General features: G+C 73.2%; 13 protein-coding genes. 8 read left to right on the top strand and 5 right to left on the bottom strand.

Annotated elements, in window-relative coordinates:
- The first annotated feature begins 363 nt into the window (after nt 1–363).
- A complete protein-coding gene (locus tag K7787_RS16895; protein ID WP_009188691.1) occupies nt 364–1,653 on the top strand; it encodes a citrate synthase in 1,290 nt (429 codons plus the stop codon).
- Between the two features lie 744 nt (nt 1,654–2,397).
- Here K7787_RS16895 and K7787_RS16890 read toward each other — a convergent pair.
- Nucleotides 2,398–4,701 (bottom strand): heavy metal translocating P-type ATPase, encoded by a 2,304-nt coding sequence (locus K7787_RS16890; RefSeq protein ID WP_223001908.1) that lies wholly within the window; start codon nt 4,699–4,701, stop codon nt 2,398–2,400.
- Nucleotides 4,702–4,823: 122 nt separating this feature from the next.
- Nucleotides 4,824–5,063 (bottom strand): heavy-metal-associated domain-containing protein, encoded by a 240-nt coding sequence (locus K7787_RS16885; RefSeq protein ID WP_043260851.1) that lies wholly within the window; start codon nt 5,061–5,063, stop codon nt 4,824–4,826.
- 783 nt (nt 5,064–5,846) lie between these two features.
- On the opposite strand from K7787_RS16885, the gene K7787_RS16880 reads away from it, so the two are divergent.
- A complete protein-coding gene (locus K7787_RS16880; RefSeq protein WP_247720969.1) occupies nt 5,847–7,040 on the top strand; it encodes an alcohol dehydrogenase catalytic domain-containing protein in 1,194 nt (397 codons plus the stop codon).
- 25 nt (nt 7,041–7,065) lie between these two features.
- Here the strand turns inward: K7787_RS16880 and K7787_RS16875 are convergent, their stop codons facing one another.
- Complete coding sequence (locus tag K7787_RS16875) at nt 7,066–7,266, bottom strand: helix-turn-helix transcriptional regulator (RefSeq protein WP_019980480.1); 201 nt, start codon at nt 7,264–7,266, stop codon at nt 7,066–7,068.
- An 856-nt stretch (nt 7,267–8,122) separates the two neighbouring features.
- On the opposite strand from K7787_RS16875, the gene mmsA reads away from it, so the two are divergent.
- The 5 genes from mmsA to K7787_RS16850 all read left to right on the top strand — a co-directional run bounded on the left by mmsA (nt 8,123) and on the right by K7787_RS16850 (nt 16,046).
- Nucleotides 8,123–9,625 (top strand): CoA-acylating methylmalonate-semialdehyde dehydrogenase, encoded by a 1,503-nt coding sequence (gene mmsA / locus K7787_RS16870; RefSeq protein WP_223001907.1) that lies wholly within the window; start codon nt 8,123–8,125, stop codon nt 9,623–9,625.
- Between the two features lie 611 nt (nt 9,626–10,236).
- Nucleotides 10,237–11,655: an APC family permease gene (locus K7787_RS16865; RefSeq protein WP_009188685.1), complete on the top strand. Its 1,419-nt coding sequence runs from the start codon at nt 10,237–10,239 to the stop codon at nt 11,653–11,655.
- 242 nt (nt 11,656–11,897) lie between these two features.
- A complete protein-coding gene (locus K7787_RS16860; protein WP_223001906.1) occupies nt 11,898–14,537 on the top strand; it encodes a CocE/NonD family hydrolase in 2,640 nt (879 codons plus the stop codon).
- Nucleotides 14,534–15,397: an ABC transporter permease gene (locus tag K7787_RS16855; RefSeq protein ID WP_223001905.1), complete on the top strand. Its 864-nt coding sequence runs from the start codon at nt 14,534–14,536 to the stop codon at nt 15,395–15,397. Before K7787_RS16860 ends, K7787_RS16855 begins: the two co-directional genes overlap by 4 nt.
- Nucleotides 15,398–15,572: 175 nt before the next feature.
- Nucleotides 15,573–16,046 (top strand): chaplin, encoded by a 474-nt coding sequence (locus K7787_RS16850; protein ID WP_009188682.1) that lies wholly within the window; start codon nt 15,573–15,575, stop codon nt 16,044–16,046.
- A gap of 193 nt (nt 16,047–16,239) precedes the next feature.
- Here K7787_RS16850 and K7787_RS16845 read toward each other — a convergent pair whose 3' ends face one another.
- Nucleotides 16,240–17,505 carry an NAD(P)-binding domain-containing protein gene (locus tag K7787_RS16845; RefSeq protein WP_164393085.1) on the bottom strand — a complete coding sequence of 422 codons (1,266 nt, stop codon included), beginning with the start codon at nt 17,503–17,505 and terminating at the stop codon, nt 16,240–16,242.
- Nucleotides 17,502–18,986, bottom strand: coding sequence for a carboxylate--amine ligase (locus K7787_RS16840; RefSeq protein ID WP_308036374.1), 1,485 nt, complete (start codon nt 18,984–18,986; stop codon nt 17,502–17,504). Before K7787_RS16840 ends, K7787_RS16845 begins: the two co-directional genes overlap by 4 nt.
- Before the next feature lie 283 nt (nt 18,987–19,269).
- Here K7787_RS16840 and K7787_RS16835 point away from each other — a divergent pair, with 283 nt between their 5' ends.
- Nucleotides 19,270–20,754 (top strand): glycoside hydrolase family 26 protein, encoded by a 1,485-nt coding sequence (locus tag K7787_RS16835; protein ID WP_223001904.1) that lies wholly within the window; start codon nt 19,270–19,272, stop codon nt 20,752–20,754.
- Nucleotides 20,755–20,774 lie beyond the last annotated feature (20 nt).

The following is a 20,774-nucleotide window of genomic DNA, read 5'->3' as shown; positions in this document are numbered from 1 at the left end:
CCCTTCAGGACGGAAGACGGCCGCCTCTCCGCAAGACCCCCGCCCCTTCTCAGGACCCCTGCCCCGCCGCAAGACCCCCTGCCCCTCCTGAAACCGCCCAAGAGCACCTAACATGCATCAACCGGACCCGCATCCCGCCGCCCCCGCCCGCTATCACGAAAGATGATCGATCAAACGAGTCGCAAAGGTCACACAGCACTTCCGGTGACCGGGCGGAGGGGGCAGGATGAGCAGGTTGACGGCACTGAGTGCCGCCGATAGGCCCAATGGTCGACCCCGAGTGCACTCTCCTGAGCCAAATGGGGGATGGTAGAGACAGTCAGGGCACCTCGAAGATGAGGCACTACGTCGGTGAGGGAAGACGTGAGCGACAACTCTGTAGTACTGCGGTACGACGGCAACGAGTACACCTACCCGGTGATCGACAGCACCGTCGGCGACAAGGGCTTCGACATCGGGAAGCTGCGCGCCCAGACCGGTCTGGTGACTCTGGACAGCGGCTACGGCAACACCGCCGCCTACAAATCCGCCGTCACCTATCTCGACGGCGAGCAGGGCATCCTCCGGTACCGCGGCTACCCCATCGAGCAGCTGGCCGAGCGCTCCACCTTCCTGGAGGTGGCCTACCTGCTGATCAACGGTGAGCTGCCGACCGTCGACGAGCTGACCACGTTCAAGAACGAGATCACGCAGCACACCCTGCTGCACGAGGACGTCAAGAACTTCTACAAGGGCTTCCCGCGCGACGCCCACCCGATGGCGATGCTGTCCTCGGTGGTCTCGGCGCTGTCCACCTTCTACCAGGACAGCCACAACCCGTTCGACGAGAAGCAGCGCAACCTCTCCACCATCCGCCTGCTCGCCAAGCTTCCGACGATCGCGGCGTACGCGTACAAGAAGTCGATCGGTCACCCGTTCGTCTACCCGCGCAACGACCTCGGTTACGTCGAGAACTTCCTGCGCATGACCTTCTCGGTCCCCGCCCAGGAGTTCGAGCTGGACCCGGTCGTCGTCTCGGCGCTGGACAAGCTGCTCATCCTGCACGCGGACCACGAGCAGAACTGTTCGACCTCCACGGTCCGCCTGGTCGGCTCCTCCCAGGCCAACATGTTCGCGTCGATCTCGGCCGGCATCAACGCCCTGTGGGGCCCGCTGCACGGCGGCGCCAACCAGTCGGTGCTGGAGATGCTGGAAGGCATCCGCGACTCGGGCAACGACGTCGACACCTTCATCCGCAAGGTGAAGAACAAGGAGGACGGCGTCCGCCTGATGGGCTTCGGCCACCGGGTCTACAAGAACTTCGACCCGCGCGCCAAGATCATCAAGGCCGCCGCGCACGACGTGCTCTCCGCGCTGGGCAAGGAGGACGAGCTCCTCGACATCGCCCTGAAGCTGGAGGAGCACGCGCTCTCCGACGACTACTTCGTCGAGCGCAAGCTCTACCCGAACGTCGACTTCTACACCGGTCTGATCTACCGGGCCATGGGCTTCCCGACCGAGATGTTCACGGTCCTGTTCGCCCTCGGCCGGCTGCCGGGCTGGATCGCCCAGTGGCACGAGATGATCAAGGAGCCGGGCTCCCGCATCGGCCGCCCGCGCCAGATCTACACCGGCGTGGTCGAGCGCGACTTCGTCCCGGTCGAGGAGCGCTGACGGGCTCAGCGCCCGCGCGCCCGGGGCCCTGGCCCTGGCTGTGACGGCTTCCCGAGGCCCCGTGTCCGCCGCCCGGCGGGTGCGGGGCCTTGTGCGTGCGTGTACGGAAGGCTGTCGCCCGTCCGTACAGGAGGTCGCCTTGTACGGACAGGAGGTTGCCTTGTACGGACAGGAGGCTCTCTGTGCGTACTGGAGTTCGAGGAAAGCGGAAGGCGCCCCGGTGCGCCGGTCCCCCCACGGGCCGACGGCCAGGGCGCCTTCCCATGTCCCGGTGCGGATTCCCCCCACGGGATCCGGCCGGGCGTCTGTGAGACCAGCGCCTGAACCGCTGTGAGCAGACGAGCCGAACCCGCCGTACTCCTGTACTGCCTACTGCTGTGCGATCTGCCGGGACAGCGCACCTCCGGGAGGGCCGCTCAAAGCTTCCCGGTGTGTACGTGCCCCGGCGACGCATTTCTCCAGGAAAGTCCCCCAAGACATCCCCGGACTGTCAGTCCGCGCCCCCCAAGACGCTTCCTGACATCGCCAAACTTAGACCTTCGAACCCCTTCGATGGTTACCTTCACATCACTGTGATCTGTGTCTCTTGCATATGTCCCCTTAGGTACGCAAGAGACCGGTTATGGCGATCGAGACCCAAGCGTAAGGAAGATGCGCGAGCCTTGTGAAGAGCTTATGTGAGGCTCGCTCATGTCTCTAGGGGGACTCTTACTTCCGTTCGGCTACTTCCGTCGGCCGCTTCCGTCAGCGGAAGGTGCGCAGCCGGAGGCTGTTGGTCACCACGAACACCGAGGAGAACGCCATCGCCGCCCCCGCGATCATCGGGTTGAGCAGCCCGGCGGCGGCCAGCGGCAGCGCGGCCACGTTGTAGCCGAAGGCCCACACAAGATTGCCCTTGATCGTGGCGAGCGTCCGCCGCGACAGCCGGATGGCGTCTGCCGCCACCCGTAGGTCCCCGCGCACCAGCGTCAGATCGCCGGCCTCGATCGCCGCGTCCGTGCCCGTGCCCATCGCCAGCCCCAGATCGGCGGTGGCGAGCGCGGCCGCGTCGTTGACGCCGTCGCCGACCATCGCGACCGTACGGCCCTCGGCCTTCAGCCGCTCCACGGCCGCGACCTTGTCCTCGGGCAGCACCTCGGCGATCACGTCGTCCGCGGCGATCCCGACCGCGCGGGCCACCGACTCGGCGACCGCCCGGTTGTCACCCGTCAGCAGCACCGGCCGCAGCCCCAGCGCCCGAAGCTGCCGTACGGCCTCGGCGCTGGTCTCCTTGACCGCGTCCGCCACGGCGACGACGCCCCGCGCCGCACCGTCCCAGCCGACCACGACGGCCGTACGGCCCGCCGCCTCGGCCTTCCGGCGGGCCCGCGCCACGTCCTCGGGCAGCTCCTCGAACAGCCGGCCGACGGCGACCTCGCGGCCCTCCACGCGCCCGCGTACGCCCCGCCCGGGGACGTTCTCGAACTGCTCGACCCCCGGCAGCGCGCCGACCCGCTCCTCGGCGCCGGCCGCGATCGCGCGGGCGACCGGGTGCTCGGAGGCGTGCTCCAGGGCGCCCGCGAGCCGCAGCAGCTCCTTCTCGTCGGCGCCCTCGGCCGCGTACACCTCCTGGAGGGTCATCCGGCCGGTGGTGACGGTGCCCGTCTTGTCCAGGACGACGGTGTCGACGCGGCGGGTGGACTCCAGGACCTCGGGGCCCTTGATGAGGATGCCGAGCTGCGCGCCCCGGCCGGTGCCGACCATCAGCGCGGTCGGCGTGGCGAGGCCCAGCGCGCACGGGCAGGCGATGATCAGCACCGCCACGGCGGCGGTGAACGCGGCCGTCACGTCGCCGGTGGTCAGCAGCCAGGTCAGCAGCGTGCCGACCGCGATCACCAGGACCACCGGCACGAACACGGCCGAGATCCGGTCGGCAAGGCGCTGCACCTGCGCCTTGCCGTTCTGCGCGTCCTCCACCAGCTTCGCCATCCGGGCGAGCTGGGTGTCGGCGCCGACCCGGGTGGCCTCGACCACCAGCCGGCCGCCCGCGTTGACGGTGGCGCCGGTGACCGCGTCGCCCACGCTCACGTCCACCGGCACGGACTCGCCGGTCAGCATCGAGGCGTCGAGCGCCGAGGCGCCCTCGACGACCGTGCCGTCGGTGGCGACCTTCTCGCCGGGCCGGACGACGAACCGGTCGCCCACGGCCAGCGCGGACACCGGGATCCGCGCCTCGCGCCCGTCCCGCAGCACCGCCACGTCCTTGGCGCCCAGCTCCAGCAGCGCGCGCAGCGCCGCGCCCGCCCGCCGCTTGGAGCGGGCCTCCAGATAGCGGCCCAGCAGGATGAAGGCCACCACGCCGGAGGCGACCTCCAGATAGATCGTGGAGGCGGCGTCCATCCGCGAGACGGTGAGACGGAACTCGTCACGCATGCCGGGCATGCCCGCGTCGCCGAGGAACAGCGCCCACAGCGACCAGCCGAAGGCGGCGAGGGTGCCGACCGAGACGAGGGTGTCCATGGTGGCCGCGCCGTGCCGTGCGTTGGTGAGGGCGGCCCGGTGGAAGGGCAGCGCGCCCCAGACGACGACCGGCGCGGCCAGCGTCAGCGCGAGCCACTGCCAGTTGTCGAGCTGGAGGGCCGGGACCATGGAGAGCAGGATCACCGGGACGGCCAGCAGCGCGGAGACGATCAGGCGCTGGCGCAGCGAGGCGAGTTCGGGGTCGGAGGCGTCCGAGGTGTCCGAGGCGGGCGCCGCCTCGCCCGGTATGCCGGCGCTCGCGGGCTCGGGGGCGGGCGGGGGCGGTTCCTCGGCGGTGTAGCCCGTCTTCACCACGGTGGCGATCAGATCGGCGACCTGTACGCCCGGGGGGTAGGCGACCTTCGCCTTCTCGGTGGCGAAGTTCACCGTGGCGGTGACGCCGTCCATCCGGTTGAGCTTCTTCTCGACGCGGGCCGCGCAGGAGGCGCAGGTCATCCCGCCGATGAGCAGTTCGACCTCGGAGGTCTGCGGGGCGGGGCCCGAGGCTGTCGCCGTGCTGCTGCTGCCGCTGGTGGTGGTACTGGTCATGTCCGTACTCCAGATGACGGACCGGGCCGTACGGAGCCAGTATCAGCTGGTCGATACGGCCCGGTGTCGAGAGGTGCCTCTTGGCCGGGGCGCGGTGCGGGCCGCCCGGGGCGCGCCGCGCCTCAGGCGCGGCCGACCAGCTCGAAGCCGGCCTCGTCCACGGCCGCGCGCACCGCCTCGTCCTCGAGCGGGGCGGCGGAGACGACGGTGACCTCGCCGGTGGAGGCGACGGCCTTCACCGAGCTGACGCCGGGCAGCTCGGAGATCTCCGCGGAGACGGAGCCCTCGCAGTGTCCACAGCTCATGCCGCTCACCTTGTAGACGGTGGTGACGGTCTCCGGGGTCTCGGTCTGGGCGGTCATAACGCTCTCCTCGTCGTGACGTGTGGGGTCGACGTGGCCCACGGGGGCTCACATCACCCAGACTATACCCCTAGGGGGTATCAGGCAAAGAAGCGGAGGGTGGGCGCGGGGCGGAGGGGAAGGCGCCGGGGGAACGGTGCCCCGGCACCTTCCCGGCAGTGTCCGGCCACCCCGCGGTGGCGCGAGCAGCGTCGCACGGGGCACACCCCACCCCGAGAAGACCCGCCTGCGGCATACCGGGACCGCACACGAGTACGAAGCCGGACCGTCGCCTGGGGCCGCCGCCGGAACGGAGTCCGCCACCGACAGCCACTCGGCACCTGAGACTGAAGGCCGCGATCAGCAGCCCGTCCGGCGCTTGAGGACGAGGCCGTCCAGGCCGATGGCGGGGCCGGAGGCCGCAGCTTCCGCCCGCCCACCCCGCCTGCCGGCCCCCCAGTGCCCGGGCCGGGGGCCGCCACCGGCAGCCTGTCCGGCGTTCGAGGGGGAGGCCGTCCAGGCCGATGGCGGAGGTCTGGGGGCGGAGTCTTTGCCCGCCCACCCCGCCTGCCAGCCCCCCAGTGCCCGGGCCGGAGGCCGCCACCGGCAGCCCGTCCGGCGTTTGAGGACGAGGCCGTTCAGGCCGATCACGGGGGTCCGGGGGCGGAGCCCCTGGGGGATGGGAATGGGTAGGGGCGGCGGGGGCGAAACCCCTGGCCGGCCGTCGCGCTAGCGTTCCCTCCCGGAAGACGCCCCCCGAACCCCGGGGGAGCGACGGCACGACGGAAAGCCGAGGTGGCGGCCATGCGCGCGGTGGTGTTCGAGCGGTTCGGAGAACCGGCCGAGGTGCGCGACGTACCGCGCCCCCACCCCGCCGACCACGGCGTGGTCGTCCGCGTCGAGGCGACCGGCCTGTGCCGCAGCGACTGGCACGCCTGGCAGGGCCATGACCCGGACGTCACCCTCCCGCACGTCCCCGGCCACGAACTCGCCGGCGTCGTGGAAGAGGTCGGCCCCCGAGTCACCCGCTGGCGCCCCGGCGACCGCGTCACCGCACCGTTCGTCTGCGCCTGCGGCGCCTGCCCGGCGTGCGCGGCCGGCGACCAGCAGGTGTGCGAACGGCAGACCCAGCCCGGCTTCACGCACTGGGGCTCCTTCGCCCAGTACGTCGCGCTCGACCACGCCGACGTCAACCTCGTCGCCGTCCCCGCCGACCTCTCCTTCGCGACCGCCGCCTCCCTCGGCTGCCGGTTCGCCACCGCCTACCGCGCGGTGGTCCAGCAGGGCAGGGTCGCGGCCGGCGAGTGGGTCGCCGTGCACGGCTGCGGCGGCGTCGGCCTGTCCGCGGTGATGATCGCGGCGGCCGCCGGCGCGCGGGTCGTCGCGGTGGACGTGTCGCCGAAGGCGCTGGAGCTGGCCGAACGCTTCGGCGCGACCCGGTGCATCGACGCGTCGGCGACACCGGACCCCACGGCCCCGGCCCCCACGGCCCCGGCCCCCACGACCGCAGCCCCCGCGGCACCGGACCCCACGGCCTCGGACACCGCAGCACCGGACCCCACGACCCAAGCCCCCACCGCCCCAGTCCCCACCACCCCAGCTCCCCCAGCCCCCGACACCGCCGCGGCGGTCCGCGAGGCGACCGGCGGTGGCGCCCACCTCTCCCTGGACGCGCTCGGCTCGCCCGCCACCTGCGCCGCCTCCGTGAACGGCCTGCGCCGCCGCGGCCGGCACGTCCAGGTCGGCCTGCTGCCCTCCGCGACCGGTACGACGCCGGTACCGATGGCCCGCGCCATCGCCCTGGAGCTGGAGATCCTCGGCAGCCACGGCATGGCCGCGCACGCCTACCCGGAGCTGCTGCGCCTGGTCGCGGCGGGCGCCCTGCGCCCCGACCTGCTGGTGACCTCCACCGCCCCGCTGGCGGCGGCGCCCGACGCGCTCGCGGCGATGGGCAGGGCGCCCGGCGCCGGGGTCACCGTCGTCGAGCCGTGGAGCTGATCGCCGTACCGGACTCGCCGCACCCTCACCCGCCTCTCCGTCCCCGGTTGCCGGGCCGCGCGGCGACCCAGGCGCGGACGGTGTCGGCGTACCAGTAGGGGCGACCGCCCTCCACATGGTCCGGCGGCGGCAGCAGCCCGTGCTTGCGGTACGACCGCACGGTGTCCGGCTGGACCCGGATGTGCGCGGCGATCTCCTTGTACGACCAGAGCCTTCGGTCGGTCATGTGCGTGTACCTCCCAGTGCCCGGCGAACGAACCGGTCCGGGCGGTGGCATGGTCCGTCGCGCGGGTGTGACGCGGAGGCCGCACAACTGAGACATCTGTGACAGGAGAGTTGCGTAACGGTGTCACCGGAGCCTCGGTCGTCCGAATGTCCGGACAATCCATTGACAGGGCCGACGCGCCCGCACTAGAACCGGGAGAGCCACACATACATACGTTCGCCGCCCGCATCGGCGAGTGGAGCACGCCGTCGGCGAGCGGGCGGTTGTACGGTGCAGGTACATGACGCACGGAGCACGCGGAGTTCCAAACCCCGGGCGGTGAGCGCACGTTGAGCCGACGCACCAAGGCGCTCGGCGCCGCCCGGCCACCGATCGCCTCCGGCGTGGGAGGCCGCTTCGCCCTGGCAGGAGCGAAGTGCGAGCGCCGACTCCCCGCCCGCTACGGCCCCGCGCCGGAGGTCCCGCACCCGCCCCACCGCGAGCCCGGTCCTACCGGCGCCGCCGCACCCGCCCCGCCCGGCGCACCCGCCCCACCGCGAGCCCCCGTCCCACCGGCGCCGCCGCACCCGCCCCCCGCGTACGCCCGGCTCACCGCGCCCCGACCCCGCGCCCCCCGCACGCCCCCGACACGCGCACGCCCCCTCCCGCCCCCGCATCGCCCCCCGGCGGACACTCCCTCATGTGTCTACAGCGACGCCGAAACCGCAGACACAGTGTCGGGCGCGCCCGCCGCACGGTCCTGGTGGGATGGATACGTGACCGGGGTCGTGGTCCAGGAGGTCGCGATCCGGGCACGTGAGCTGCACGAACGGCACGTCTCGACCCGTCGCCGCCATCTGTGAAGGAGTTACCGGGCATGACGAAGATCGTCAACCACTGGATCGGCGGGAAGACCGTCGAAGGCGCCTCGGGGACGTACGGGCCGGTGACGGACCCGGCGACCGGCGCGGTCACCACCAAGGTGGCCTTCGCCTCGGTCGACGAGGTGGACGCGGCGGTGGCCGCCGCCCAGGACGCGTACACCGCCTGGGGCCAGTCCTCGCTGGCGCAGCGCACCTCGATCCTGTTCAAGTTCCGCGCGCTGCTGGACGCCCACCGCGACGAGATCGCCGAGCTGATCACCGCCGAGCACGGCAAGGTGCACTCCGACGCCCTCGGCGAGGTCGCGCGCGGCCTGGAGATCGTCGACCTGGCCTGCGGCATCACCGTGCAGCTCAAGGGCGAGCTGTCCACGCAGGTGGCGACCCGGGTGGACGTGGCCTCGATCCGCCAGCCGCTCGGCGTGGTCGCCGGCATCACGCCGTTCAACTTCCCGGCGATGGTCCCGATGTGGATGTTCCCCATCGCCATCGCCTGCGGCAACACGTTCGTGCTGAAGCCGAGCGAGAAAGACCCCTCGGCGTCGATGCGGATCGCCGAGCTGCTGGCCGAAGCCGGGCTGCCCGACGGAGTGTTCAACGTCGTCCACGGCGACAAGGTGGCCGTGGACCGCCTCCTGGAGCACCCCGACGTCAAGGCGGTCTCCTTCGTCGGCTCCACCCCGATCGCCCGCTACATCCACACCACCGCCGCCGCCAACGGCAAGCGGGTGCAGGCGCTGGGCGGCGCCAAGAACCACATGCTGGTGCTGCCGGACGCCGACCTGGACGCGGCGGCCGACGCGGCGGTCTCGGCGGCGTACGGCTCGGCGGGCGAGCGCTGCATGGCGATCTCGGCCGTCGTGGCGGTCGGCGCGATCGCCGACGAGCTGGTGGACAAGATCCGCGAGCGCGCCGAGAAGATCAAGATCGGGCCCGGAAACGACCCGGCGTCCGAGATGGGCCCGCTGATCACCGCCGCCCACCGCGACAAGGTCGCCTCCTACGTCAAGAACGCCGCCGACGAGGGCTGCGAGGTCGTCCTGGACGGCACCGGCTACACCGTGGAGGGCTACGAGGACGGCCACTGGATCGGCCTGTCCCTGCTCGACCGGGTGCCGACCACCGCGAAGGCGTACCAGGACGAGATCTTCGGCCCGGTGCTGTGCGTGCTGCGCGCGGACACCTACGAGGAGGGGCTGGCCCTCATCAACGCCTCGCCGTTCGGCAACGGCACCGCGATCTTCACCCGTGACGGCGGCGCGGCCCGCCGCTTCCAGCTGGAGGTGGAGGCCGGCATGGTCGGCGTGAACGTGCCGATCCCGGTGCCGGTGGGCTACCACTCCTTCGGCGGCTGGAAGGACTCGCTCTTCGGCGACCACCACATCTACGGCAACGACGGCACGCACTTCTACACGCGCGGCAAGGTCGTCACCACCCGCTGGCCCGACCCCTCCGAGGCCCCGGCCGGCGTGGACCTCGGCTTCCCCCGCAACCACTGACGTCCCCGCACCCGGCACGGCCCGTGTGCCCCGCCCGACGACCGTCGGCGCGGGGCACACGCGCGCGTGCCGCGGTCCCGGCCGTACCGTCGCCCGTCGCCCGTCGCCCGTCGCCCGTCGCCCGTCGCCCGTCGCCCGTCGCCCGTCGCCTTCGCCCCTCGCCCTCGCGGTCACGCCCTGGCGGTGATGGTCGCCGTCGCCGCGGGTTTACCCGCGGTAGCCGAGGGTGACGCCGTCTTCCGCCACGGCCGTCCGTTATCCGGACGGTCGCAACTTTTTTTGCGCGCCCGCCTGCGATTCCCGTGCGTAGGGGATGAAACGGATGGCGGAGGCGTGAACATCGGTTCACCTTCGAAAGCAAGGTCACACTTCAATGGGGCTTGATGAATGCCCTGGCGCGGCCTCGAAGCCTGCGAAAACGAGACCACACCCCGCAGGTTGCAGCTGCGGATTCCGAAGGTAAACAGCCATTGACGTGACGGTTTTCGTCGGGGTTCCATGCTGGCGCCGGGAGCGGACGAAAAGACGACGACCGTACGAGCGAAGCCGCCGGAGGCGATAGCGCTCCCGAGCCCCCATCACCTGTTGCACGAGTCGATCGGAACCGCCGTATGACCGACACGCTCCGCCCTGTCGAGAACGCCGTCGCTGAGGCGACCGGCAGTCCCACGGGGACCACGGACCACCCCAGGCAGCTCAAGCGCTCCATCGGGGTCGTCGGCGGCACGCTCCTCACGCTCTCGTGCGTGACGCCCGCCTCCACGCTCTTCGTGGTGGTGCCCGATCTGTTCGGCAGCCTCGGCACCGCGACCGCCCTCACCATCGCCATCGGCTCGCTGCTCTGTATCGCCGTGGCGTTCTGCTACTCGGAGCTGGGCACCCTCATCCCCAGCGCGGGCGGCGAGTACGCCATGGTCTCCACGATGGCCGGGCGGCTGGCGGGCTGGCTGGTCTTCGTGCTCTCCCTGCTGGTCGTCATGATCGTGCCCCCGGTGATCGCGATGGGCACGGCCGACTACCTCGCGCCGATCGTCCACCTCGACCCGGCGATGACCGGCGCGGGAGTGATGCTCCTGGCCACCCTCGCCGGTCTGCTGGACCTGCGCGCCAACGCCTGGATCACCGGCATCTTCCTGGTCCTGGAGGTCATCGCGGCCGGCGTGGTCGCCATGCTGGGCTTCGCTCACAGCCAGCGCGGCGTCGGCAGCCTCGTCTCGATGCAGGTCGCCGACTCCGCCGGGCACACCGACCCGGTCACCGCGATGCTCGTCATCTCCGGGCTCGCCATCGCCCTCTTCGCCACCCAGGGCTTCTCGACCGCGGTCTACCTCTCCGAGGAACTGGAGAACCCGCGCCGCAACGTCGCCCGCACGGTGCTGGCCACCCTCGCCATCTCCTCCGTGATCATCCTCGTGCCGGTCGTCGCCATCACCATGGGCGCCTCCGACCTGAAGGAGCTGACCAGCGGCGACCTCAGCTCGATGGTGACCGCCTGGTCCAACTCCGCGGTCGGCACCTTCGTCAGCCTCTGCGTGGCCCTGGCCATCATCAACGCCGGCATCGTCATGGTCATCCAGAACTCCCGCGTGCTGTTCGCCTCCGCCCGCGACAAGGCCTGGCCCGCCCCCGTCAACAACGTCTTCTCCAAGCTCGGCCGGTTCGGCTCCCCGTGGGTGGCCACCCTCGCGGTCGGCGTCCCCGGCGCCGCCCTCTGCTTCGTCAACCTGGACACGCTCTACGGCGTCACCGGCGTCTCGGTGACCGGCATGTACATCCTGGTCGCGGTCGCCGCCCTGCTGTGCCGCCGCGGCGACCACAAGCACACCGCCGCCTGGCGCATGCCGCTGTGGCCGGCCGTGCCGGTCCTGCTGATCGTGGTCCTGGTGTACGTCCTCACCCAGCAGGAGGTCGGCTACCTGCTGTGGACCGGCGGCATCACCGCCGTCGCCACCCTCTACTGGGCCTTCTACCTCCGCCCGCGCCGCGACACGCGCTGGCTGGTCTCCATCCCCGTGGACGAGCAGGCGTAACCCGGCGACTCCTCCGAAGCCGGACCGCCCTGCCCGGCGAAGGCCCCCACACCGCGTGGGGGCCTTCGCCGCGCCCGCCCGGCCCGCCGCCCCGCCCGGCCCGCCGCCCCGTCCGGCCCGCCGTCGCCGCCCCTGCTACCACGGGCGCGGTACGCCGCCCGGCGGCCGTACTCCCGCAGGAGGGGACGCGGGTCGGCCCCGCGGCTGCATCGGTTGTCGGCGGCGGCCCGTACCGTTGAGGCATGGATCTTCGAAGGCTGCTGACGCGGCCCCGGCGGTGGCTCGCCGCCGGGGCCGCCGTCGTCGTGCTCGCCGGGGCCGGCACCTGGACGGCGGTCGCCTCCGACGACCCGCCCGCCGTGCACCGCGCCGACCGGACGATCGCCACCGGCGCGGGCGTGCGCCTGGACACCTCGTACTTCACCCCCGACGGCTCCGGCCGCCACCCCGCCGTCCTGCTCGGGCACGGCTTCGGCGGCAGCAAGGACGACGTACGGCAGCAGGCCGAGGACCTCGCCCGCGACGGGTACGCGGTGCTGACCTGGTCGGCGCGCGGCTTCGGCCGGTCCACCGGCAGGATCGGGCTGAACGACCCGAAGGGCGAGGTCGCCGACGTCTCCCGCCTGATCGACTGGCTGGCCCGCCAGCCCCAGGTCCGGCTCGACAAGCCCGGCGACCCGCGCGTGGGCGTCGCCGGCGCCTCCTACGGCGGCGCGATCGCCCTGCTCGCCGCCGGACACGACCCGCGCGTGGACGCCATCGCCCCCGCCATCACCTACTGGAACCTCGCCGACGCCCTCTTCCCGAACGGCGTCTTCAAGAAACTGTGGGCCGGCGTCTTCCTCAACTCCGGCGGCGGCTGCGCCCGCTTCGAACCCGAGCTGTGCCGGATGTACCAGCGCGTCGCCGAGTCCGGCCGCCCCGACCCCGAGGCGCGCGCCCTCCTGGAGGCCCGCTCCCCGGCCGCCGTCGCCGACCGCATCAAGGTGCCCACCCTGCTGGTGCAGGGCCAGACCGACTCGCTCTTCCCGCTCGACCAGGCCGACCAGGCGCAAAAAGCGATCAAGGCCAACGGCGCGCCCGTCGACGTCGACTGGATCTCCGGCGGCCACGACGGCGGCGACCTGGAGAGCGACCGGGTCCAGGGCCGCGTGACGGCCTGGTTCGACCGGTACCTCAAGGGCGACCGCGCCGCGGACACCGGCCCCGCCTTCCGGGTCACCCGCACCGGAGGCGTCGACTCCACCGACGGCGCGGCCCTGCTGCGCGGCGCGAGCGCCGACGCCTACCCGGGCCTCGCGAGCACCCCGCGCACCGTCGCCCTGACCGGCCGCGCCCAGCGCTTCGAGAACCCGGCCGGCGCCAGCCCGCCCGCCGTCTCCTCCCTGCCCGGCCTCGGCTCCGCCGCCGGCTCGCTCACCCAGCTCTCCGCGCTCGGCGTCGGCGTCTCCCTCGACTTCCCCGGCCAGTACGCCAGGTTCGACTCGGCCCCGGTCAGCGGCGACCTGCGCGTCACCGGCTCCCCGACCGTCACCGTGCACGTCGCCTCCACCAGCGACGACGCGGTGCTCTTCGCCAAGCTGTACGACGTCGGGCCCGGCGAGGCGCGGCCGGTGCTGCCCGCCCAGCTGGTCGACCCGGTGCGCGTCGAGGGCGCGAAGAGCGGCAAGGACGTCGCCCTCACCCTCCCGGCGATCGACCACGAGGTGCAGAAGGGCCACCGCCTCCGCCTCGTCCTCGCCTCCACCGACCTCGCCTACGCCTCCCCGGCCACCCCGGCGACCTACACCGTCTCCCTCAAGAGCGCCCTGACCGTGCCGACCGCGCCCGGCGTGACCACCGCGGCGGCCCCGCTGCCCGCCTGGGTGTGGTGGCTGCCCGCCGCCGGCGCGGTCGTGGCGGCGGCCCTGCTGCTCACCGCCCGCCGCCGCACCACGGCCCCCGCCCCCGACCCGGCGCTCGCCGGGGTCCCCCTCCAGATCACCGGCCTGAGCAAGCGCTACGCCAGGTCCACAGACCGGTACGCCGTCCGCGACCTGTCCTTCCGCGTCGAACAGGGCCAGGTCCTCGGCCTGCTCGGACCCAACGGCGCGGGCAAGACCACCACCCTGCGCATGCTCATGGGCCTGATCCGGCCCGACGAGGGCGAGATCCGCGTCTTCGGCCACGCCATCCGGCCCGGCGCGCCCGTCCTCTCCCGCGTCGGCGCCTTCGTCGAGGGCGCCGGCTTCCTGCCCCACCTGTCCGGCCGGGAGAACCTGGAGCTGTACTGGCGGGCCACCGGACGGCCGCCCGAGGACGCCCACCTCGACGAGGCCCTGGAGATCGCCGGTCTCGGCGAGGCCCTCGCCCGCGCCGTGCGCACCTACTCGCAGGGCATGCGCCAGCGCCTGGCCATCGCCCAGGCCATGCTCGGCCTGCCCGACCTGCTCATCCTGGACGAGCCGACCAACGGCCTCGACCCGCCGCAGATCCGCGAGATGCGCGAGGTGATGATCCGCTACGCGGCCGGCGGCCGCACCGTGATCGTCTCCAGTCATCTGCTGGCCGAGGTCGAGCAGTCCTGCACCCACCTCGTCGTCATGGACCGCGGCCGGCTGGTGCAGGCCGGTCCCGTGCGCGACATCATCGGCTCCGGGGACACCCTGCTCGTCGGCACCGCCACACCCGTCGAGGAGCCCGTGGCGGAGAAGGTGGCCGCGCTGCCCGGCGTCGCCTCCGCGGTCCGCACCGAGGACGGCCTCCTGGTCCGCCTGGAACCCGGCGGCACCCCGCAGGCCCTGGTCGCCGAGCTGGTGCGGCTCGACGTGCCCGTCGCCTCCGTCGGCCCGCACCGCCGCCTGGAGGACGCCTTCCTCACCCTGATCGGAGGTTCCGCGTGAGCACGCTCACCGAGCCCGTGGAGGCCGCCTCCGGCTACCGCGCGGGCCGCACCCTGCCCCTGCGCGTCGAACTGGCCCGCCAGCTGGGGCGCCGCCGCACCCTGATCATGGGCGGCATCCTGGCCGCGCTGCCCTTCGTGCTGGTCGCCGCCTTCGCCATCGGCGGCGACCCCGGCGGCCGCAACAACCAGGTCACGCTGATGGACACGGCCACCGCCTCCGGCGCCAACTTCGCCGCCGTCAACCTGTTCGTCTCGGCGGGCTTCCTGCTGGTGATCCCGGTCGCGCTGTTCTGCGGGGACACCGTCGCCTCCGAGGCGAGCTGGTCCTCGCTGCGCTATCTGCTCGCCGCGCCCGTGCCCCGGGCCCGGCTGCTGTGGTCCAAGCTGGCCGTCGGGCTCGGGCTGAGCCTGGCCGCGATGGTGCTGCTGCCGGTGGTGGCGCTCGCCGTCGGCACCGCCGCCTACGGCTGGGGGCCGCTGCGCATCCCCACCGGCGGCGCGCTCGACCCGGGCACCGCCGCCGGGCGGCTTGTGGTGGTCGTGGCGTACCTCTTCGTCTCCCAGCTGGTCACCGCCGCGCTGGCGTTCTGGCTGTCAACGAAGACGGACGCGCCGCTGGGCGCGGTGGGCGGCGCGGTCGGCCTGACCATCGTGGGCAACGTGCTGGACGCCGTCACCGCCCTGGGCCACTGGCGGCACTTCCTGCCCGCGCACTGGCAGTTCGCCTGGGCCGACGCCGTACAGCCGCACCCGCAGTGGTCCGGGATGATCCAGGGCACGGCGATCTCCGTCACCTACGCACTGGTGTTCTTCGCCCTGGCGTTCCGCGGGTTCGCCCGCAAGGACGTGGTGTCCTGAAGCCCCGGGGCCGGTGGTCAGGCCGACGCCGGTCACGCGGTCCAATCGGGTGAACTTGCGCCACCAATTCCCCGGTGTCGGGTTGAAGAAGCAGTAGGGCATGCGGCGCTACGAGAACTCGGTCTCCCGGTTCCAGGGCCGGCTCTCCCCATTCTTCACACAGGAAGACACCACATTGCGACAGACCCTGAGCAGGGGAGTGTTCGCGGCGGCCGCCGCCGCCACGGGCATTCTGTCCCTGTCCGGCACCTCCGCCTTCGCCGACTCCACGGCCAACGGCACCAGCAGCGACTCGCCCGGCGTCCTGTCCGGCAACACCGTGCAGGTCCCGGTCGAGGTGGAGGCGAACGTCTGCGGCAACACCGTCAACGGTGTCGCCGCGCTCAACAGCTCGTTCGGCAACACCTGCGAGAACGGCCCCGAGACGACCCCGCCGGCCAAGCCCACCCCGGCGCCCCCGCGCGCCGAGACGCCGAAGCCCGCGCCGCCGGTCCGGTACACCCCGCCGGCCGTCGTCCCGCACGAGCCGCCGCAGCTCGCCGAGACCGGTGGCGGCAAGGAGACGCTGGCGGCCGGCGCGGTGAGCGTGGCGCTGATCGCGGGCGGCGCGATGCTGTACCGCCGCGGTCGCGCCGCGGCGGTCCGCTAGCCGGCAGTCCCGCCGGACCGCCGCCCCCGCGGGGGCGGCTCCGGTGCGGCGTCCGGCCGCGACATGAGGGTCACCCGAGTACGCCCCGCGTACTCGGGTGACCCTTTCTCATTACCGCGCCCCGCCCCGGCCGAGCCGTACGGGAGACGGCTCGGCCGGGGCGGGGCTCACCGGAGCGCGCCCGGCGGGGGCGTCAGTGGCGCACCGGCGACGGGGCCGCGGTGCGGCTGCCGCCCGGCCCGGGCACCATCACGGTCGCCGGCGCCGTCCGCAGCCGCCGCCGCACCCCCCGCACCAGCGCCGACGCCGTGAACGTCGCGCCCTGCACGAACCGCATCGCCGGACCAAAGCCCGACGCGGTCACCAGCCCGGCGAGGAACAGCCCGGGGTGGGAGGACTCGAAGTCGTGCCCCACCTCAGGGGAGCCGTCCGGCAGCGCGGCCAGCGTCCCGCGCAGCTCGGCGGCGAGCATCCCGAACCGGTCGCAGCTCGTCCGGAACCCGGTCGCCGCGATCACATGCTCGGTCTCCACCGTGCACACCGTGCCGTCCAAGCGCACCGTCTCCAGCCGCAGGCCGCCGCCCGCCGCCCGGGCCGAGGCGATCTCGTGGCCCGGCAGCAGCTCCACCGCCCGCTCCACCCGGTCCCGCACCCACCAGGCGCCCGCCGGTCCCAGCGCGCTGGCCGCGATCCGCGCCCGGGTCGGCTCCGGCAGCCGCCGGAAGAGGTTCGGGCGCTCGGAGTAGAACCAGTTGCGCCAGCCGGGACCCAGCCCGCTGTGCGGCGAGCGCACCGACTGCCACCAGGGCCGCTCCAGCACCGGCGGCAGATCGTTCCAGCGCAGCTGTCCGGCCCGCGCCAGCACCCGGGCGCGCGAGCCCTGCTCGGCCAGCAGCGCCGCCGTCTCCAGGGCCGCCTGCCCGCCGCCGACCACCGTGACGTCCATCCCCCGGAAGCGGGTCAGGTCGCTGTGGTCGCTGCTGTGCGTCACCAGCGAGGGCCGCAGCGCGCGCAGCACCGGCGGCACCTCCACGAACGGCATCACGCCGACCGCCAGCGCCACCGTCCGCGCCTGCACCGCCTGCCCGTCCTCGGTGACCACCGTGAACCCGCCGGGACCGGAGGAGATCCGCACCACCGTGCGCTCGTCCACACCCGGCACGGCGTTGCGCGCGAACCACAGCCCGTACGCCGCGAACGTCTCCACCGGCATCGGCTCGGCGTGCCGGGCCGCCATCCCGCGCTCGGCGCAGTACGCGTCCAGCCGCCAGCGGCCCGCCGGATCGGACAGGTTCGACGCCCACGGCTCCGACTTCAGGAGCATGCCGCGCGGCATGTGATCGCGCCAGGACGCCATGGGCCGGCCGAACACGCGCAGGTTCAGCCCGGCGGCCGCGGCGTGGGAGGCGATCGAGAGGCCGTACGGGCCCGCGCCCACCACCACAAGGTCGTACTTCATCGACTGCTCGCTTTCTCGTTGTCGGTCACGGAGGTCCCGGAGGACACGGAAACCACGGCGGACCCGGATGGCCCGGAGGTCCCGGAGCCGGGGGAGTGGAGGAAGGGCAGGGACGACGGGGACGACCCGGGCGTCGGGACGGGCGGCCCGGAGGACGGCCGCCCCCCGGGAACCGCCGCGGAGTCCGTCGCGGAACCCGCCGCGGAGTCCGTCCCGGAACCCGCCGCGGGGTCCGCGCCGGGACCCGTGGCGGACGTCGCCCCGGGACCGGCCGCGGCGGCCCGCCGCGGCCCCGCCGCACCGGCCGCCGTCGCCCGCAGCCGCTGCCCCAGCCGCCGGGAGACGTGCCGGCCCCACAGACCGCACATCGCCCACCCGGGCATCCGGTCGTCCGGCGCGTACCAGGCCAGTTCGCGCCCGGTCGGGGCCGCCCGCAGCGCGGCCAGCGGCGCGTAGTTCTCCACCACGAACTCCCGCCCGGACCGGGGCAGCGCGTCCGGCACCGGACGCCCCGTCAGGTCCAGGTGCAGGGCGCGTACGACGTCCACTCCCGCGCCGTCCTCGAACAGCCGGAACTGCGCGCCGGGGCGGGGGTTGAAGTCGAGCAGGTGGTAACGGCCCGTCACCCCGCAGCGGCGGAAGTCCAGATCGAGGACGCCCCGGTAGCCCAGCTCGCCGACGAGCCGCTCGGTCAGCTCCCGGAGCTGCGGGTTGGGCGTCCAGCGGCCCACCGCGGTCAGCCCCGCGCCGCGCGGCCAGGCCGACTGCTTGCGGCCGGGGCCGCCCGCGCGCACCGCGCCGGAGCGGTCGGCGTAGCCGTGGAAGAACCAGTCCCGGTCCTGGCCCGGCGGCAGATACGCCTGGAGCAGCAGCCGGCTGCTCGCCTCCTCGGTGCGCAGATACAGCTCGCGGGCCTGTCGCTCGGAGCGCACCAGCACCGTGCTGCGCAGACCGCTGCCGGCCGGCAGCAGCCAGGGGCGGCTCCACTTGGCCACCGCCGGAAGGCCGAGCCGCCGTACGTCGGCGGCGGCCCGCGCCGCGCTGTCCGGGATGAGCGTCAGCGGGTGCGGGACGTCGGCGGCGGCGCACACGGCGGCCAGTTCCGCCTTGTCGGCGACGCGTTCGGCCAGCGCGCCCGGCAGTTCGGGCAGCAGATAGGAGGCGGCGAGACCGTCGCGCGTCCGGGCCGCGGCGATGGCGCTCGCGTCGTCCATCGGGACCAGCACGGCGGGCCGTCCGATCCGGCCGGCCACCTGCTGGAGCACGGCGCGGACGGCGTCGGGGGAGGCGTCCGGCGGCGGGGTGTGCGCGCGGTGGACGAAACGCGACCGGTGGACGGGGCTTCCCGCCGTGTCGGCGACGACGTGCACCTCCACTCCCGCCCGGCCGAGGGAGCGCACGGCGCCGAGCGTTCCGTGGTGAAAGGGGTTCCGGTCGATCCGCAGCACTACTGCGGGGACGCGGGTGTCGAGCAGCGGCACGAATTCTCTTTTCTCGGGGCTTCTCGGGTCTTCTCGGGTCTTCTAGGGGGCTTCTCGGGGTTTTCTCGGGGCTTCCCGAGGGCTTGTGCGGTGTTTCTCGGGGGGATCTCTACGTTGTGTCGTCGTGTCGTCGGATACGGCTCACCCGTACGGGCCAGCCGGGCACTCGAAAGCCATGACGGCGGTGGCGCCTTCGGCTTGCGTATGCCTCACTTCATATGACTGGCCGTCAATATGGGGAATGCAGAGGGAAGTCCGGACAGCGGCGAGGAAGGGAGCAGGAATGGCAGCCGAGCAGAGGCGGACGCGGGTCCGCCGGCTGGCCGTGGGCGCGGCGGCGGTCGCGCTGGCCACCCTGGCGTGCGGTCCCGCGAGGGGGGTGGAGGCGGTGCGGGCCGCCGATCCGCGGGCGCCGGCACCGACCCCGCCGGTGGCCGTCCCGACCGCACCGGCCGCCGCCGTCCAGACACCCGCGACGACCGCCCCGGCCGGGGCGACCGTTCCCGCCGGGGCGCAGGCGGCCGTGCCCGCCGTCCCGGCCGTTCCCGCGGCACCGGCCGCCACCGCGGCGGGCGTCGCGCAGGCGACCGCTCAAGGCGTTCCCCCGGCGGCCGAGCCGAGCGCCGTTCCTCCGGCGGCCGTCCCCGCGGCCCCCGTGCTCACACCGCCCGTGCCCGCACCGCCGGTCGGCGTCGCGGCCGTACCGACGGTGCCGCCCGTGCAGGTCCCGGCCTTCGGCGCCTTCCTCGCCTCCGACTCCCGCGGGGTGGCCCGGATGCCGCAGCTCAGCCGCTGGCTGGGCGGCGCCGAACTCCGCGTCGGCCACACCTATCTGCCCGGCGAGCACTGGAGCGACATCGAGGGCGCGCCCGGCTTCCTGGAGGCGTGGGCGCGCTGGCGCAACGAGAGACCCGACCGGATGCTCGTCCTCAACGTGCCCCTCCAGGAGCGCAACGAGGCGGGCGTCTCCGACGACGAGGTCAGACGGCTGCTGCGGCAGGGCGCGGCCGGCGAGTTCGACCACCACTTCCGCGCCCTGGCCGAACGGCTGGTCCAACTGAAGGCCGAGGACACGGTCCTCGTGCTCGGCTGGGAGATGAACGGCACCACCTACACCCACCGCTGCGGACCGGACCCGGAGTCCTGGAAGAAGTACTGGAACCGGATCGTCACCACCATGCGCTCGGTGCCGGGCCAAAAGTTCCGGTTCGATTTCGCACCGAACCGGGGGCGGGACGCCGTTCCCTGGACCGAGTGCTATCCGGGTGACGACACCGTCGACATCATGGGCATGGATTCCTACGACCAGCCCAGCGGAATCTCCTTCGACGAGCAGATCAAGGAACCGTACGGACTCCAGGCGCAGGTGGATTTCGCGAAGGCCCACGGAAAGCCGATCTCCTACCCCGAATGGGGGCTCTTCCGCAACGGCGACAACGCCGAGTACATGCGGCGCATGCTGGCCTGGATGGACGAGCACAAGCCGCTCTACAACACGCTGACCGACTACTGCCCGCACGGCGTGTGGCAGTGCTCGGCCAATCCCAGGGCGTCCCAGGTCTACCGGTCCGTCCTCTTCGGCCGCGCCGACGAGCCGACCCCGGCCCCGACCGAGCCCCAGACCCCGGCGCCCACACCGCAGCCGACCGCGCCCGCCGCCCCGGCGTCCCCGAAGGACTGCTCGCCGGTCGACCTCGGCAGCTGGGCGGAGTACTGGCTCGGCGGCAAGCTCTGCGTCCGCTTCGACTGGTGGTCGCAGGACGGGTAGCGAGGCACCGGGGTCGATCC

The sequence above is a fragment of the Streptomyces sennicomposti genome (genome assembly GCF_019890635.1).
Taxonomy (GTDB): domain Bacteria; phylum Actinomycetota; class Actinomycetes; order Streptomycetales; family Streptomycetaceae; genus Streptomyces; species Streptomyces sennicomposti.
This window is presented reverse-complemented; position numbering and strand designations above follow the sequence as displayed.

Bases quoted from the DNA above. Each gene is read 5' to 3' on its own strand.
- K7787_RS16865 (WP_009188685.1), top strand. From the start codon at position 10,237: ATGACCGACACGCTCCGCCCTGTCGAGAACGCCGTCGCTGAGGCGACC.
- K7787_RS16845 (WP_164393085.1), bottom strand. From the start codon at position 17,505: ATGAAGTACGACCTTGTGGTGGTGGGCGCGGGCCCGTACGGCCTCTCG.
- K7787_RS16860 (WP_223001906.1), top strand. From the start codon at position 11,898: ATGGATCTTCGAAGGCTGCTGACGCGGCCCCGGCGGTGGCTCGCCGCC.
- K7787_RS16890 (WP_223001908.1), bottom strand. From the start codon at position 4,701: ATGACCAGTACCACCACCAGCGGCAGCAGCAGCACGGCGACAGCCTCG.
- K7787_RS16875 (WP_019980480.1), bottom strand. From the start codon at position 7,266: ATGACCGACCGAAGGCTCTGGTCGTACAAGGAGATCGCCGCGCACATC.
- K7787_RS16880 (WP_247720969.1), top strand. From the start codon at position 5,847: ATGCGCGCGGTGGTGTTCGAGCGGTTCGGAGAACCGGCCGAGGTGCGC.
- mmsA (WP_223001907.1), top strand. From the start codon at position 8,123: ATGACGAAGATCGTCAACCACTGGATCGGCGGGAAGACCGTCGAAGGC.
- K7787_RS16835 (WP_223001904.1), top strand. From the start codon at position 19,270: ATGGCAGCCGAGCAGAGGCGGACGCGGGTCCGCCGGCTGGCCGTGGGC.
- K7787_RS16885 (WP_043260851.1), bottom strand. From the start codon at position 5,063: ATGACCGCCCAGACCGAGACCCCGGAGACCGTCACCACCGTCTACAAG.